The organism is Bradyrhizobium sp. SZCCHNR1051 (assembly GCF_032489615.1).
GTDB lineage: Bacteria > Pseudomonadota > Alphaproteobacteria > Rhizobiales > Xanthobacteraceae > Bradyrhizobium.
Genome location: NZ_JAUEYJ010000017.1, coordinates 1 through 14,922, shown reverse-complemented (window position 1 = coordinate 14,922; position 14,922 = coordinate 1). Strand labels below are relative to the sequence as shown.

The following is a 14,922-nucleotide window of genomic DNA, read 5'->3' as shown; positions in this document are numbered from 1 at the left end:
TCCGACCTACTCCCTTGCCAGAGCCGTTGCCGGATCGAGCCGCGAGGCGCTGCGGGCGGGCATGTAGCCGAAGCCGATGCCGATCGCCATCGACGTGACGGCGGCGCCGACCATTGCAAGCGGCGAATAGATCAGCTGGAAGCCGACGTCGAGCGCGTTGAAGACAGTGCCGAAGCCGACCGCGAGCGCAAGGCCCAGCGCACCGCCAAGCAGGCAGACCAGCACGGCCTCGATCAGGAACTGCATCAGGATGTCGCTGCGCCGCGCGCCGACCGCCATGCGGACGCCGATCTCGCCGACGCGCTCGGACACCGACACCAGCATGATGTTCATGACGCCGATGCCGCCGACCAAGAGCGAGATCACGGCGATGGCCGCCACCAGCAGGGTCAGCACCTGCGTCGTGCTCTCGACGGTCTTGCGGATGTCGTCGGTATTGAGCACGAAGAAGTCCTTGGCGTTGTGCCGCGCCGTCAGCAGCGCCGTCGCAGCGCGCTCGGCTGCGGCCATCGGCGTCGCCTCGTCGACGCGGACGCTGATGCTGCGCAGCACCTGGTTGCCGAGGAAGCGCGCCTGCACAGTGGTGTAGGGCAGATAGACGATCGGCGTCGAACTGGAGCCGAACCCGGCCTGCTGCTGCTTGGTGACGCCGACGACGCGGCAGGGCACCTTGCCGATCAGGACCACGCTGCCCAGCGGACTGACGTCGGGATCGGGAAACAACGCCTTGCGCGCATTGTCGTCGATCACGGCATCCTGGGCGTAGGAGCGCACGGTATCGGCATCGAGATAGCTGCCTTCGGCGAGCTCGGTGTTCTTGACCCGGAAATACTGCTCGCCGACGCCGGAGATCTGGGCGCTGACCTCGATCGCGCCGAACCGCAGCGTGCTGGTGGTCGAGACCGTCGGCGAGATGGCGTCGACATAAGGCTGCTGCGCCATGACCTTGGCGTCGGCGAGCACCAGCGTCCTGATCTTGCTGGAGCGCGTATCGCCGAAATCCCTGCCGGGAAAGAATTCCAGCGTGTTGGTGCCGAGCCGGTTGATGTCCTTCAGCACCTTGGCCTGCGAGCCCTTGCCGAGCGCCAGCACCAGCACGACCGAGGCGACGCCGATGATGATGCCGAGCATGGTGAGGAACGCGCGCATCCGGTGTGCATTCATGGCGAGCAGCGCCATCCGCGCGGCCTCGCGGAAACGGTCGAGCTGGCTGCGCCACCACGATGCCGCCGGGGCGGTATGGTCTTCGGTCGCTGCGGCCGGCGCGGGTTCCGAAGTCCGCGGATTGAGCCGGTCGGAAATGACGCGGCCGTCCTCGATCTCGATGATGCGCCGGGCGCGCTGCGCGACGCTCGGATCGTGCGTGACGATGATGACGGTGCGCCCGGAGGCGCTGATCTCGTCGAGGATGCGCAGCACCTCCTCGCCGCTGGCGCGGTCGAGCGCGCCGGTCGGCTCGTCGGCCAGGATCACGTCGGGATCGTTGACCAGCGCGCGGGCGATCGAGACCCGCTGCTGCTGGCCGCCCGAGAGCTGACCCGGCTTGTGGTCGGTGCGGCTGCCCATGCCGAGCCGCTGCAGCAGCGCCGCCGCCTTCCGGCGCCGCGCATTGGGGCCGAGCCCGGAATAGACGGCCGGGACCTCGGCATTCTCAGCGGCCGTGAGTTCGCCCAGCAGATGGTAGCGCTGGAAGATGAAGCCGAAATGCTCGCGCCGCAACGCCGCCAGCTCGTCCGGATCGAGCGAGCCCATCTCGCGGCCGGCGATCCGGTAGCTGCCGGATGTCGGGCGGTCGAGGCAACCCAGAATGTTCATCAGCGTCGACTTGCCGGAGCCCGACTGGCCGATGATGGCGACCATCTCGCCGCGCGCGATCTGGATGTCGACACCGCGCAAGGCATGGACGGTACTCTCGCCGGAGGCGTAGCACCGCCCGACGTTCTGCAGATCGATCAGCACCTCCGCCATCACGGACCTCCGGAGGAGGCCGGCGGCGGCATCACGGTTCGCTTCGGCCCCTCGTCGGGCGTCGAGATGACGACCCGCTCGCCCTCGCGCAGGCCGGACTGCACCTCGGCCCGGATCTTGTTGTTGAGGCCGATGTGAGTGGCGCGCTTCTCCAGTGTTCCTGCGCCGGTCAGCACGCGCACCGTGTAGCTGCCGTCGGGATTGGCGTTGCCAAGCGCGGACGACGGAATGGTCGGGACCTTGCGGGCCTCGCCGAGCAGGATGTGGACCTCGGCCGTCATGTAGGTCATCAGCCGCCCGTCCGGATTGGCGATGTCGAACACGCCGTTGTAGTAGATCGCCGACGACGTGGTGGACGAGGACGAGCTGCTGCTCGACGTGGTCGTCGTGCTCGACGAGAAGCTCGAATCGCTCTTGATCGATTCGGGCGCCGGCTCGATCGATCCGAGCGTGCCCTCGTAGCGATGATCGGGCTCGCCCAGCACGGTGAAATAGACGTTCTGTCCGGGCCTGACCTTGACCACGTCGGCCTCGGAAATCTCCACCCGCACGGTCATCGTCTCGACCTGGCCGAGCACGACGATGGTCGGTGCCGACTGCACCGCATTCACGGTCTGGCCCTGCTGGGTGACGATCGACAGCACGGTGCCGTCGATCGGAGCCGTGATCTTCGTGTAGCCGAGATTGACGCGCGCGGTCTCGATCGCCACCTCGGCCTCGACGATCTGCGCATCGAGCTGCGCGATCTGGGCCTGGGTCTGCTTCGCGGTCGCCTCGGCGCTGTCATAGTCGGCACGCGACGACGCCTTCTGCGCCAGCGTGACTTGCTGCCGCGCCAGGTTCGCCTCCGCCAGCGCCAGGGTGGCGACCTTCTCGTCACGCTGCGCCCGCACGCTCCGCAGGCTCGCCTCGTTGGTGCGCAGCGTGTTCTGCTGCGTCAGCGAGTCGATCTCGGCGATGAGATCGCCGGCCTTCACCTTCTGGCCGAGCTTGACGTTGAGCGCGACGAGGCGCCCCGAGGCCTGGGCACCGACCGCGACGAGCTTGACCGGCTTCAGCGTGCCGGTGGCGAGCACGGTCTGCTCGATGTCGCCGGTCGTGACGGGTGCGGTGACGAGATTGGCGTTGGGATTGCTGGTCAGCCTCATGACCAGCACGATCGCGGCGGCCAGAACGACGAGCGCTCCCACGATCAGCAGCGGCCAGCGGCGCGGCCGCTTGGGCTTCGGTCCCGGCGCGTGGCCGTCATCGACCGCGACCGCTCGGGGCATCTGGGATAGGGGTGCGTTCATCGGATCATTTCGGAAACACGTTTTGGAATTCAGGACGTGGACTATTTGGGGTCGACGGACTGCGCGAGATGCGGCCCGGTGCCGCTGTCGACGACCTCGGGCCGCGAGCTGTCGATCGCGCCGGTCCAACCGCCGCCCAAAGCCTTGGCCAGTGCGACGTAGTTTTTCGCCAAGGTCGCGCGGCTGGCGAGCAAATTGTCCTCGGCCGTGAATTGCGAGCGCTCGGCGTCGAGCACGTCGAGGAAAGTGCTGGACCCCGTCTGATAGAGCGAGCGCGACAGCCGTGCAGCCTCGCCATAGCGTCGCGCCGACTCCGTCAGGCTGCGGATGCGGATGCGTTCCTGGGCGAGATTGACGATGGCGTTCTCGACGTCCTCGAGCGCGCTCAACACGGCGCTCTGCCAAGCGACGTGGTACTCGTCGCGCTGCGCCTCGGCGATCTCCACCGCCGCCTGCAGCTTGCCGCCGTTGAAGATCGGCACCGACACGCTGGGGCCGATCGACCAGCCGATGGTCGAGCTCTTGCCGAGATCGCCGAGCTTCAGCGCGCTGGTCGAGACCGAGCCGCTGAGGCTGACATCCGGATACAGCGCAGCCGTCGCTTGTCCGATCTTCGCGGTGAACTGTGCGAGCTGCCGCTCGGCCTTGCGGACGTCCGGCCGCATCACCAGCACGTCGGCCGGGATGCCCTTCGGCAACGGCAGGCGTGGCGCCGGGATCGCCGCAGTGCGCGACAGGCGCAGGCTCAGTGCGGCCGGGTCGCGGCCGAGCAGCACGCCGAGCCGGTGCACGGCCTGCTGATAGCTGCTCTCATAGGTCGGGATGGTGGCTTCGGTGCTGGCGGCGAGCGCGGAGGCCTTGGCGGTGTCGACGGCCGACGCCGAGCCGGCATTCTGCTTGCGCTCGGTCAGTGCCGCGGTTTCGCGCTGCGAGGCCGCCGTGCGCCGGGCCAGCGCCACCCGCGCCTGATAGGCGCGGGCATCGATGTAGTTGGAGGCGACGTCGCCGATCAGCGTCAGCAAGGTCGCGCGCAGATCGTCCTCCGCAGCGTCGACGCCATAGCCCGCGGCCTCGACCGCGCGGCGGTTGGCGCCGAACAGATCGAGCTCCCAGCTCGAATCGAAGCCGCCCTGGTACTGGCTGTAGGTGGTAGGAGCGATCGCGATGCCGCTCGTCGAGCTGCCGGCGCTGCGGGTCTCCGTCGCCGTGCCGGTGCCGCTCACTGTGGGAAACAGTGCGCCGATGGCCTGGCGCTGCGTCGCCCGCGCCTCGCGGATGCGCGCCTTGGCGGCGGCGACGTCGAGATTGCCGCTGACGGCGTCTGCGATCAGCTGATCGAGCATGACATCGCCGAGGCTGCGCCACCAATGTGCGAGCTTCAGCGCTTGCGTGGGTTTGTTGCGGTCGCTGCTCCAGCTCTGGGGCATGCCGAAATCCGGCTTCACGTAGTCGGGCCCGACGGCGCAGCCGGCGAGTAGCGGTGTGGCCAGGCAGAGTGCGAGCAGGAGAGGCTTCACGGTGGCTGAGACGATCGCGGTTCGGAAGAGGGCCGCGCCGGCCGAAGAGCCATGCCGCAGGACTTCCCTGTTGATGCTTGTCTGATGCGTAAAGCCTAGGCGTGATACCAATTTCGCAGGATTAAGTCGCGTGAAGAAATGTTTCCGCCTTAACAATACAGCTTACTTTTGCCACGATCGGAGCTCGCTTCGGGCTGTTCTTTTGGACTCAAATCGACCATGTTCCGCGCATGATGTCGTCACACAATACCGCCGTGGCCGCAGACGCAAACATACCGGCAGCTGCGCGCATTCTCTGCGTCGAAGATGACCGGGAGATTGCGGCGCTGCTCACCGAGCTGTTGCAGGAGCACGGCTTCGCGCCGCGCTTCGTGTCCTCCGCGGCCGCAATGAACGACCTCTTGCAGCGCGAGCAGGTCGACCTCATCATGCTCGACGTGATGCTGCCGGACGATGACGGCATGAGCATCTGTCGCCGCCTTCGCCAGATCTCGACCGTGCCAATCATCATGGTGACGGCGAAGGGCGAGGACATCGATCGCATCCTCGGTCTCGAGCTCGGCGCCGACGACTACGTCGTCAAGCCGTTCAATCCGCGCGAGCTGGTGGCGCGGATCCGCGCGCTGCTGCGCCGCTCGCAATTGCATCCCGCCGTGATCGCGGCGCGGCAGGCGCCGATGACTTTCGACGGCTGGCGCATCGAGCCGGCGACGCGCACGCTGTTCGATCCCGACCGCGTCAAGATCACGCTGACGAGCGCCGAGTTCGACATTCTCCTGGCGTTCTGCCGCAACGCCGGCCGGGTGCTGTCGCGCGAGCAACTGATCGAGCTGGCGCATGGCGGGCAGGCCGGGCCGGTCGAGCGCAGCATCGACGTTCACATCAGCCGCATCCGCCAGAAGATCGAGCCCGGCGCCAGGAGCTGGACCCTGATCAAGACGGTGCGCCTCGGCGGCTACGTCTTCACGCCAAGAGTCGAGACCATCGATGACGCCTGATAGCAAGCCGTGCCCGCGCCTCGGCCTCACCACGCAGATCGTGACGCTGGCGTCGCTGTCGGTGCTGTTCGGCATGGTCGTGATGATCGCGGCGGCGCTGCTCTTCCTCGATCCGCCCGACGAGCAGGAATCGCCGGCCTACGGCATCGCGCGCGTGGCCGAGGCGGTGCACTTCGTCCGCGCCGCGAACGACCCCGTGGCCGTCGACAGCAGCCTGTCGAGCCTGCGCAGCTCCGGCATCCAGGTCGAGCTCGTGCCGCTGACCTCGCTCACGCTGCTCGCCAAGCCGGTCAGGGACGTGCCATGGACCTCGCGGCTGGCCCGCCGTCAGCTCAGCGTGCTGCGTGACGTCACCTTGCTCCACGGCGTCGGCTATGGCGCGTCGCCGCCGACCCAGATCATCGTCCAGGTCGACGGCGAGCGTGCGCTGGTGTTCGACGACGTGCCGCGCCTCGAATTCTGGTCGATGGTGCTGAAGCCGACGGCGGTGTTCCTGTTCCTCATCCTGATCCTGGGCGTGCTGCTGTCGATCTACGCGGCGCGGGCGATCATCCGGCCGCTGTCGGAGATGGCGCGCGCGGCTGCGGCGTTCGGCCGCTCGCCGGGAGCGCAGGAGCCGCTGAGCCGGCGCGGGCCCCGGGAGATCGCCCAGGTCGCCGAGGCGTTGAACGAGATGCAGGCGCGCATCCGCGCGCTGCTCGACGACCGCACGCGCATGCTGGCCGCGATCAGCCACGATCTGCGCACGCCGCTGACGCGGCTCCGGCTGCGCTCGGAGCGCATCGGACAGGGCGAGATGCGCAGCGCGATGCTGCGCGACATCGACCAGGTCAGCCGCATGCTCGACGAGACGCTGGACTATCTGCGCGACGACACCAAGGCCGAGCAGCCGGCGCGGATCGAGCTGGCGAGCCTGCTCGAGACGATCTGCTGCGACTTCGCCGATGTCGGCCACGCCGTCACCTTCGATGGACCGTCGCGGCTGGTCTGCGAGGGCCGGGCCCGGGCGCTGTCGCGCGCCGTCACCAACGTGGTTGAGAACGCGGTCAAGCATGGCAGCGAGGTCGTGGTCAGCCTGTCGACCCTGGCCGACGGCATGATCGCGATCGAGGTCGCCGACGACGGTCCGGGCATTCCGCAGGCGCTGCAGGCGCGCGCGCTGGAGCCGTTCGTCAAGCTCGACCAGGCCCGCTCCGCCGGCGGCTTCGGCCTCGGGCTGTCGATCGCGCAGGAGATCATGAAGAAGCATGACGGCGGTATCGCGCTGATGCCCAACGCCCCGCGCGGTCTGCGGGTGCGGCTGTCGCTGCCGCTGCGCATCGCGATGCCCGCGGCGATCCCCGCCAAGGTGGCGTAGCAGACGCCACGAGAAGGAAACCCCGCCGGTGCTGATCCCGGCGGGGCCTTTGCGTTTGCCGATGTCGAGGGACGGCGATCAGCTCACGCGCTTCCAGGTCTGGCCGCCGCAGAACAGGCCGCCAAAGGCGCAGCCCTGGACCCGCAGCGTGTTCGGATTCTTGAGCACCACGGTGGAGTCGTAGTTGCCGCCGCCGTCCGGATCGTGGATGCGGCCGATCCATTTGCTGTCCTTCGGCTTCATGTTGATCAGGATCTTCTCCCGCGTCTTCTCGGCAAAGCCGCAGATGTTGGCGCCGCACGGCTCGATCACGACGTTGCCCTTGCCGCCCTCGGTGGCCCACAGGCCGAGCGGCGAGTTCGGATCGGCTGCAGCCGGAGCGGGCTGAACTGCGGCAGGCGCCGCGGCGACGGTGACCGGCGCGGGTGCCGGAGCTGGCTGGGGAGCAGGCGCGGTCGCCGCGACCGGTGCCGGCGGCACCGGCATCTGCCCCGTCGTGGATGGCGCGACGGAAGCGGGCGCTGCGGGGGCCGGCGCGGCCACGGCTGGCGCGGCGGCGACGGGCGCTGGCGCATTCACGACCGGCGCAGTGGGCGCCGTGGCGGCGGGGGCCGGAGCGCTGGCCGCAGGCGCGCTGCTCGCCGGCGCATCATCGTCGAGCTTGGACGATGTCAGCCCGCTGAGGTCGATGCCCGACACCTGCAGGCAGGACAGCGACTGGCAGTTGCGCGGCACGGTGACGCGGATCTTGTGTCCGTCGAAATTGAACGCGATCGAGCTGCCGGCCTGCGCGGCGCTGCTCGCGATCAGAACGGCCGCTGCGGCCAGAAAGACGGTCTTCATGGATGAGCTCCCTCGGGACGGCGTCGTGAACCTGAGGGACCTGTTAAACGCGGGCGCCGGCGCGATCTGTGACAGAGATCACAGCCGGCGGATGCGTGTCTGAAGACGACAACTCCGCGCGGGAAGGTGGGCGATGGCACGCCGCCGGCCGACAGCAGCCCGTCAATCGATCGAGATCGGATCTCAGCGATCAGATCATCCCGACGACGATGGCGCCGACGAATGCAAACACGATACACGTGACCACCATGCTCAGCCGATCGGCAGGGCTCATGGGACGGCTCCCGGTTTCGTATCTCTCGCGCACCTGACGTGCGCGTCGCTTCTGACGCAGGCGTTCCGCGGAGCGCGCGCCACACATATCCGATCGGCATCGGCAAAAAAGACAGCGCGGTTGTCGCTTCCCCGTAAATGGACTGCCTTTCACGTCACGATGGTTTGCGCGCCGTAAATGGACGGCATTGACAGGTCCTTAAGCAAATTGCCGCAAACCTCTGCATATGACGCGCGGAGTTCGTTTGTATCTCGTCGGCTCCATCGTCCTTGTCTCGCTTGCGGGTTGCGGCCGTGGATTCTTCCAGGAGCGCGAGCCGTGGCGGGCCGAGGCCGAGATCGCCTGCCTGAAATCGGGCGCGGTGAAGGAGAGCGCGGATATCGTCCGCATCAATCCGATCTCCGGCCCCGGCATGTGCGGCGCCGACTATCCGCTGAAGGTGGCAGCGCTCGGCGAAGCGACCACGAGCTATGGCTTCGCCGATGAAAGCCTGCGTCCACCGGCCGCGATCGGCGGCCAGCCGCGCTGGCCGATCAACCAGCCGCCGCAACGCTACGCCCCGCCCGCGACCTATCAGCCGCAGGCCGCGCCGCAGCCGGCCTATCCCGCGTCGAGCGCGGCCTATCCGAATTCGGCATCGCCGTCCTATGGCGCTCCTCCCGGCGCGCCACTGCAGCTCGAGCCGCCGGTCGGCGAGGACGACGTCGATCAGCCGGCCGACGCGGCCTATTCGCCCTATCGCGGTCAGCCGGCCGCTCGCACCGCCGATCCGCCGCAGGAACCGCCGCCGCGGCTCGGACCGTCGCGCGATCCGGTCGGCACCGTCGGCCCGGTCGCGGTGAAGCCGACCGCGACGCTCGCCTGTCCGATCGTCTCGGCGCTCGACCGCTGGCTTGTGGAATCGGTGCAGCCGGCGGCCCAGCGCTGGTTCGGCACCAAGGTCGTCGAGATCAAGCAGATCTCGGCCTATTCCTGCCGCGGCATGAACGGCAATCCGAGCGCGCATATTTCCGAGCATGCCTTCGGCAACGCGCTCGACATCGCCGCCTTCACGCTCGCCGACGGCCGCCGCATCAGCGTCAAGGATGGCTGGATCGGCTTGCCGGAGGAGCAGGGCTTTCTGCGCGACATCCAGGGGGGCGCCTGCCAGCAGTTCACCACCGTGCTGGCGCCGGGCTCCAACGTCTATCACTACGACCACATCCATGTGGACCTGATGCGCCGTGCCAGCCGCCGCCTGATCTGCCAGCCGGCCGCGCAGTCCGGCGAGGCGGTGGCGGCGCGCGCGCAGCAGCGGCGCTATGGCTACGGCCAGCGCGAGCCCGACGTGACCAGCTCGATCCCGTCGCGCAAGCAGCCGCGCAGCATCGGCCAGCTGATCAACGAGGAAGACGAATTCCGGGACTATTGAGAGGGGCGAATAGGGAATAGCGAGCAGCGAATCGGGATCGGGACGATCACCTGCTCGCCATTCGCCATTCGCCATTCGCCGTTCGCCATTCGCCATTCGCTAGCGCCTGTGCGCGGCTGTGGATTTCTCCCGCCGTCGGCCGCGCGTGAAGGCACTCTGTCCCGCCGCGAAACGCAAACGCCGATGTCACGCGCTGCGCATTAGGAGTCCGTTGACCAGTTTTGCCGTCCGCCATTGGCCGACACTAGACCTGCCACAGTCGCCAGGAACAAGGCGCGCGGGGTTCTGGTTGCTGCCGGATTGGGAGAGGCGGAGATGGTATCGTATCGCATCAAGGCGATTGGGGCGGGCTTCGAGGTCGGCACCGCCGAGCAGGCCGTGCTGATCTGCCGTTCGCTGAAGATCGCCCGCCGCGCCGTCGCCGACGCACAGCGCCTGGAGCGGATGCCGCCGAAGCCGATTCCCTGGCGCACGCCGCCGCAGAGTGAGACCTCCGCTGGCGGAGCGGACGATGCCGCGCGCAGCGAGGATACCGACATCGAGGTTCTCGTCGTGTCGGATGGCCCGCCTCTGTGCTGCTGACTAACCGGCGCGGAAGCGGCAGAACTGGAACTGCTGCGTCGAGTCCCATGGCGTGCGATGCGCCTCGGTGCAACTGTCCTCCAGCGTGAAAGCAGGACCCAGCGTTGCGGCCAGGCTGTGGGCGTCGTAGCGGACGACCGGCAGTCCGCTGCACCTCTCCGGACCATCGGGCGCGAACGTGCCGATGATGACGGCCCCGCCGGGCACCACCGCCGCGAGCAGACGGTCGATATAGGCGGCGCGGTCCTCAGGCGCGGTGAGGAAATGGAAGGCGGCCCGGTCGTGCCAGACGTCGTAGCGCGCGTCCGGCGTCCAGGTGGTGACGTCGGAGGCGATCCACGTGACCCCGGCTGCCGCCGCGCCGAGCCTGCGGCGCGCCGTCGCCAGTGCCGCATCGGAGATGTCGAGCACGGCGAGCGCGCTGTAGCCGGCCGCGAGCAGCGCATCGACCAGCCGCGAGGCGCCGCCGCCGATGTCGATGATCCGCGATGTCGGCGTCGCGCCGGCCTCGCGGATCAGCCGCAGCGAGGTCGCCGGATCGTCCTGGTACCAGCTGACCTCGGTCTCGGCCTTGGTGGTGTAGACGTTCTGCCAATGGGTGGTGCGGTCGGACATGGTTTCGGTCCCGAGGAGAGGCACACACTATAGCACGCGACGGCTCGAACTCTTGCCCAGGCGGTGGTGGGCTCCCCTCCCCCTTGCGGGGAGGGGTCGGGGTGGGGGTCCCCACGCGCTGAACGAGGTGAGATCCCCACCATCTGTCGAGAACTCATGGGGTGCGTAACGCGACACGCAACGAAGCGTCGTGCCTGTCGGCGCGCTGGCTCTCATCAACGGCGGGACCCGTGAATAACAACCCCTCCCCGCAAGGGGAGGGGAGCGCACCGCCTGCGCGGCGATAGCGTGCCTTGAACGAGCTGCCGGAACGGTCATGCCGCTACGACGATCAAGTCCTCAAAACGTCCCCGCCACCGTCACCCGGAACGTCAGCGGCTCGATCGGGTGCAGCACGCGGTCCATGACGCCGGTCTGGCAGACCTGCGCCGGAACCGGCGTCGCGGGCGGCGACACGTAGCAGTCCTTGTAAAGCTGGTCGGTCGGCAGCAGCGAGCCGTAACCGTAGGAGATCTGGCTGGCCTTGGTGTTGAGCAGGTTCAGCACGTCGAGCTGGATGCGCCAGCCATTGGCGTCGCGGAAGCCGAGGCGGCCGTTGAACACGCTGGTGGCGGTCGAGCGGAAGTAGTTGTCCTCGGTCAGCGGCGTCGCGCCGAGATAGCGCCAGCGCAGGCCGCCGAACCAGCCGGTCTTCTCGCCCAGCGTGATGCCGGCCGAGGCGATCATCGACGGCGCGTTCGGGATGGAGTTGCCCGGTGCATTGCCAAGCTGTGCCTGGGGGTAGCCGGCGAGCGAGGTGTAGACCGCCGCCTGGTCGGCGTCGGCGCCGACGAAACGCGCATGCGTCATCGCCAGATCGGCATCGATGTCGATCCACGACGCCGGGCGGTAATGGTTGGTCAGCTCGAAGCCATAGCGCCGGCTCGGCCGGCTCGCCTCGGTGTTGCCGGCATCGCCGGAGAACAGGATCTCGGAATCCTGGTTGAGCATGAACACGCTCAGTGACGAGTCGAGTCCCGGAATGATGCGCGTGCGCACGCCGACCTCGGCGCCCTTGGTGCGGACGAGAAGCGGCGAGGAGGCGAGCTTGTTGGTCGGATCGGCCGGATCCTCGGTGGTGGTCGCGCCGCGGGCATCGTTGCTGTGCATGCCATAGCCGGCGCCGACGAAGAACTCGGTCTTGTCGAACGGCCCGATCACCATCCTGAACTTCGGACTGCCGAGGCTGGCTGCGGCATCGCCGGTGTTGTTGCCGTTCGTCAGCGAATACACGTGGGTCTGATAATAGTCGCCGCGATAGCCGACCGTGGTGCGCAGCCAGTCGGTCCAGCGCACGGTGTTCTCGACGTAGATCCCGACGCTGCCTTCGCCGACCTTGTCCGCGCGGACGACGCCGGTGCTGTTGGCATCGATGTCGGAGAGCAGCACCCGCTGACGGGTGTTGGTCAACGCCAGCGCGATGTCGTCGTAGCGCGTCTGGATGCCGACGGTCGTCTCCATCGGCCGGCCGACAAAGCTGCCGTTCAAGGTGCGCGACGCATTGGCCCCGAGCATCAGCCGGTCGTCATGCTGGTGGAACTGGTCGCCATAGGTGGGGTTGCTGAGTGCGTACGTGAAATTGTTGTAGAGATCGAGCTGGCTCTTCACCACATAGGCGTTGGCCTTCCAGGAGCCGGCGTCGTCGGTGCCGGCGATGCGGCCGGACAGCGCGAAGCGGTTGGTCTTGCCGCCATCGGTGGGATCGACCGCATCGTAGCGGCCGAGCAGGCCGGAGGTGATGGCGCGCTCCGGCACCTGGTCGGTCGAGGTCCAGCGGTTCGCATAGGCCATGCCGGTGATCGAGAAGCCGTCGGTCGCGGTGCCCTGCGAATACCGCATCAGGCCGTTCAGCTTCTTCGCATCATCGGGCGTGGTCCACGGTCCGTCATAGCGGCCGGCCTCGCCGGCGATCAGCAGATGGCCGTCGCCGACATGCACCGAGTCCATGCCGAAGAAGCGGCGATAGCCGAAGCTGCCCGCTGTCATCTGCGCGATCGCCTTGGGCACGCTGTCGACCAGCCCGATATGGACGCTGCCGGCCGAGGCGAAGTCGCCCTCGTCGGCGAAGTAAGGCCCCTTGCGCACGTCGACCCGGCCGATCGTCTCCGGCATCAGCCAGTTGAGATCGGCATAGCCCTGGCCATGGGCATGGGTGCGCATGTTGACCGGCACATCGTCGACGAAGAGCGCGAGATCGGTGCCGTGGTCGAGATTGTAGCCGCGCAGGAAATACTGGTTGGCTTTGCCCTCGCCCGAGTGCTGCGTGACGATCAGGCCGGGCACCGCTTCGAGCACCTCGCCGGGCCGCGTGGCCGGGCGGGCGTTGATCTCCTCGCCGGATATCACGACCTCGCTCGCCATGCCCTGCGGCTGCGCCGGGCCGGAGCCGACATTGGGCGCGCCGGACGGTGCAGCCGCGGCCGTGGCGGCCGGCGTCGCATGCGCAGTCGCACCGGCCGTGCCCGGCTTCGGCCGCTGCGCCGCGCGCCGGACCTGCGGCTTCGGCTTGGCCGTGCGTCGGGGGGCATCCACGTCGACCGTCGGCAACTCGGCAGGGGCCCGTTCCGGATGGGCGTTTGCCTGCTGCGCCAATGCCGCCATCAGCACGCCAACACTCGCCCCACGCCACCGCATCGTCACGCCCCTAGAGCTCGCCACAGGGCATGCATCTTCAACTGCCGCGCGCCTTCGTTGGCCCGCGACATGCTCGCTTGGATCGCCCTACTGTCGAATGTTAAAGAACGCTAAGGTGACACCGGTATGATGTCAACGTGAATACATCATACTCATGCGGTGGATAGGCGCTTGCCGCGCAGCTCAGGGAGACGGGACATGCAGCGCCTGACGATCACGATCGACGACGATCTGCTCGCCGAGGTCGACGCCTTCATGGCCCGGCGCGGCTACGACAATCGTTCGGAGGCGTTTCGCGATCTGCTGCGCAGCGGCTTAGAGACGGCTGACGCCGGCGCCAGCGACAGCCGGCACTGCATCGCGACGCTCAGCTACGTCTACGACCATGCCGCGCGCGAATTGCCGAAGCGACTCACCCAGGAGGCGCACGATCATTCCGGCCTCGCCCAGGCGACCCTGCACGTCCACATCGACCAGGAGAGCTGCCTCGAGGTCACCGTGCTCAAGGGCGAGCGCCGCGAGGTCAAGGCATTTGCCGACCACGTCATCGCCGAACGCGGCGTCCGCCACGGCCACGTCGCGATGATGCCGATCGAGGTGGCGGCTGGTCACGGGCATGCGCACAGCCATTCGCATAGTCATAGCAGCAGCCACAGCCACTCGCATTCCCACACGACCAAGAGCGGGAAGAAGTAGCGCGGGACAAGCAAGGCCTGCTGCCTGCCACACCCTCCGCTGTCATACCCCGCGAAGGCGGGGTATCCAGTACGCCGCGGCCCATCGATGCCATCACAGCCGCCTCGGCGCACTGGACCGCCCGGTCGAGCCGGGCGATGACAGCGAGTGTGTGCCGCGGCTGAGTGTGGCGCGGCGGCTGCTCCCATCGTCATTGCGAGGAGCGAAGCGACGAAGCAATCCAGAGTCGCGCGTGACGCCCTGGATTGCGTCGCTTCGCTCGCAATGACGGTCGGATCAATAGCCCGCGGATCACGAAAACCGTCTGCGTGCGAAAACTGATTTCATCAGTCCGCTCAAGCTGATTTGCCCTGTCCAGTCCCTCGCGCAAAAATTTTCATATTCCATTTTTCCGAATTTCATGGTTGTCTACCGCCATCCCGCCTCGATCGAAGAGGGACGTTTCGCGGTCGTCACGAGCGTTGGAGGCGGGGAGCGGTGGCCTGTCGGCGCGCAGCGCGCTTATCGCGAGCGGACGAACGCGACCGGCAGGACGGTGAAGTCGTATGGTCCTGGCGCCCCGATGCTGGCGCCAAGCTCGCGGCGATGCTTGCGCATCACGCGGGTGACGGTGGCTACATGTGGTCTTCCAGGAGGTTGTCCATCCGGTCTGAACCGAGGAAGCTGAGGTTGCGAAGCTTCAGTGTTCCAAGGAGA

General features: G+C 67.7%; 11 protein-coding genes. 5 read left to right on the top strand and 6 right to left on the bottom strand.

Annotation, left to right across the window (positions count from 1 at the left end; translation table 11 throughout):
- Positions 1-6: 6 nt before the first annotated feature.
- Genes QW868_RS20925 through QW868_RS20915 form a run of 3 tightly spaced genes read right to left on the bottom strand, consistent with a single transcriptional unit; the run spans position 7 to position 4,777 of the window.
- Entirely contained in the window at positions 7-1,968 is a 1,962-nt protein-coding gene (locus tag QW868_RS20925; RefSeq protein ID WP_316231391.1) for a MacB family efflux pump subunit, read from the bottom strand.
- The gene (locus QW868_RS20920) at positions 1,968-3,260 is read right to left on the bottom strand and encodes an efflux RND transporter periplasmic adaptor subunit (RefSeq protein ID WP_316231390.1); all 1,293 of its coding nucleotides are present in this window, start codon (positions 3,258-3,260) and stop codon (positions 1,968-1,970) included. Before QW868_RS20920 ends, QW868_RS20925 begins: the two co-directional genes overlap by 1 nt.
- A 41-nt stretch (positions 3,261-3,301) precedes the next feature.
- Positions 3,302-4,777: an efflux transporter outer membrane subunit gene (locus QW868_RS20915; RefSeq protein ID WP_316231389.1), complete on the bottom strand. Its 1,476-nt coding sequence runs from the start codon at positions 4,775-4,777 to the stop codon at positions 3,302-3,304.
- Between the two features lie 230 nt (positions 4,778-5,007).
- On the opposite strand from QW868_RS20915, the gene QW868_RS20910 reads away from it, so the two are divergent.
- Entirely contained in the window at positions 5,008-5,775 is a 768-nt protein-coding gene (locus QW868_RS20910; RefSeq protein WP_315736751.1) for a response regulator, read from the top strand.
- Positions 5,765-7,132 (top strand): ATP-binding protein, encoded by a 1,368-nt coding sequence (locus QW868_RS20905; protein ID WP_316231388.1) that lies wholly within the window; start codon positions 5,765-5,767, stop codon positions 7,130-7,132. The genes QW868_RS20910 and QW868_RS20905 overlap by 11 nt, the downstream gene beginning before the upstream one ends.
- Before the next feature lie 78 nt (positions 7,133-7,210).
- On the opposite strand, the gene QW868_RS20900 is transcribed toward QW868_RS20905, so the two are convergent.
- A complete protein-coding gene (locus QW868_RS20900; RefSeq protein WP_316231387.1) occupies positions 7,211-7,975 on the bottom strand; it encodes a DUF2147 domain-containing protein in 765 nt (254 codons plus the stop codon).
- 500 nt (positions 7,976-8,475) lie between these two features.
- On the opposite strand from QW868_RS20900, the gene QW868_RS20895 reads away from it, so the two are divergent.
- Together QW868_RS20895 and QW868_RS20890 are read left to right on the top strand one after the other, a co-directional pair.
- The gene (locus QW868_RS20895) at positions 8,476-9,660 is read left to right on the top strand and encodes an extensin family protein (RefSeq protein WP_316231386.1); all 1,185 of its coding nucleotides are present in this window, start codon (positions 8,476-8,478) and stop codon (positions 9,658-9,660) included.
- Positions 9,661-9,975: 315 nt separating this feature from the next.
- Entirely contained in the window at positions 9,976-10,242 is a 267-nt protein-coding gene (locus QW868_RS20890; protein ID WP_316231385.1) for a hypothetical protein, read from the top strand.
- Here QW868_RS20890 and QW868_RS20885 read toward each other — a convergent pair whose 3' ends face one another.
- Both QW868_RS20885 and QW868_RS20880 read right to left on the bottom strand, forming a co-directional pair.
- A complete protein-coding gene (locus QW868_RS20885) occupies positions 10,243-10,857 on the bottom strand; it encodes a class I SAM-dependent methyltransferase (RefSeq protein ID WP_316231384.1) in 615 nt (204 codons plus the stop codon).
- 339 nt (positions 10,858-11,196) lie between these two features.
- Complete coding sequence (locus QW868_RS20880; protein ID WP_316231383.1) at positions 11,197-13,530, bottom strand: TonB-dependent receptor; 2,334 nt, start codon at positions 13,528-13,530, stop codon at positions 11,197-11,199.
- Between the two features lie 198 nt (positions 13,531-13,728).
- Here QW868_RS20880 and nikR point away from each other — a divergent pair, with 198 nt between their 5' ends.
- Positions 13,729-14,226 (top strand): nickel-responsive transcriptional regulator NikR, encoded by a 498-nt coding sequence (nikR, locus tag QW868_RS20875; RefSeq protein ID WP_316231382.1) that lies wholly within the window; start codon positions 13,729-13,731, stop codon positions 14,224-14,226.
- The last annotated feature ends 696 nt before the right edge of the window (positions 14,227-14,922 follow it).

What these genes read in the sequence shown, in the direction of transcription:
- QW868_RS20925 (WP_316231391.1), bottom strand. Translation starts at nt 1,968, where the DNA reads ATGGCGGAGGTGCTGATCGATCTGCAGAACGTCGGGCGGTGCTACGCC.
- QW868_RS20920 (WP_316231390.1), bottom strand. Translation starts at nt 3,260, where the DNA reads ATGAACGCACCCCTATCCCAGATGCCCCGAGCGGTCGCGGTCGATGAC.
- QW868_RS20910 (WP_315736751.1), top strand. Translation starts at nt 5,008, where the DNA reads ATGATGTCGTCACACAATACCGCCGTGGCCGCAGACGCAAACATACCG.
- QW868_RS20905 (WP_316231388.1), top strand. Translation starts at nt 5,765, where the DNA reads ATGACGCCTGATAGCAAGCCGTGCCCGCGCCTCGGCCTCACCACGCAG.
- QW868_RS20900 (WP_316231387.1), bottom strand. Translation starts at nt 7,975, where the DNA reads ATGAAGACCGTCTTTCTGGCCGCAGCGGCCGTTCTGATCGCGAGCAGC.
- QW868_RS20895 (WP_316231386.1), top strand. Translation starts at nt 8,476, where the DNA reads ATGACGCGCGGAGTTCGTTTGTATCTCGTCGGCTCCATCGTCCTTGTC.
- QW868_RS20890 (WP_316231385.1), top strand. Translation starts at nt 9,976, where the DNA reads ATGGTATCGTATCGCATCAAGGCGATTGGGGCGGGCTTCGAGGTCGGC.
- QW868_RS20885 (WP_316231384.1), bottom strand. Translation starts at nt 10,857, where the DNA reads ATGTCCGACCGCACCACCCATTGGCAGAACGTCTACACCACCAAGGCC.
- QW868_RS20880 (WP_316231383.1), bottom strand. Translation starts at nt 13,530, where the DNA reads ATGCGGTGGCGTGGGGCGAGTGTTGGCGTGCTGATGGCGGCATTGGCG.
- nikR (WP_316231382.1), top strand. Translation starts at nt 13,729, where the DNA reads ATGCAGCGCCTGACGATCACGATCGACGACGATCTGCTCGCCGAGGTC.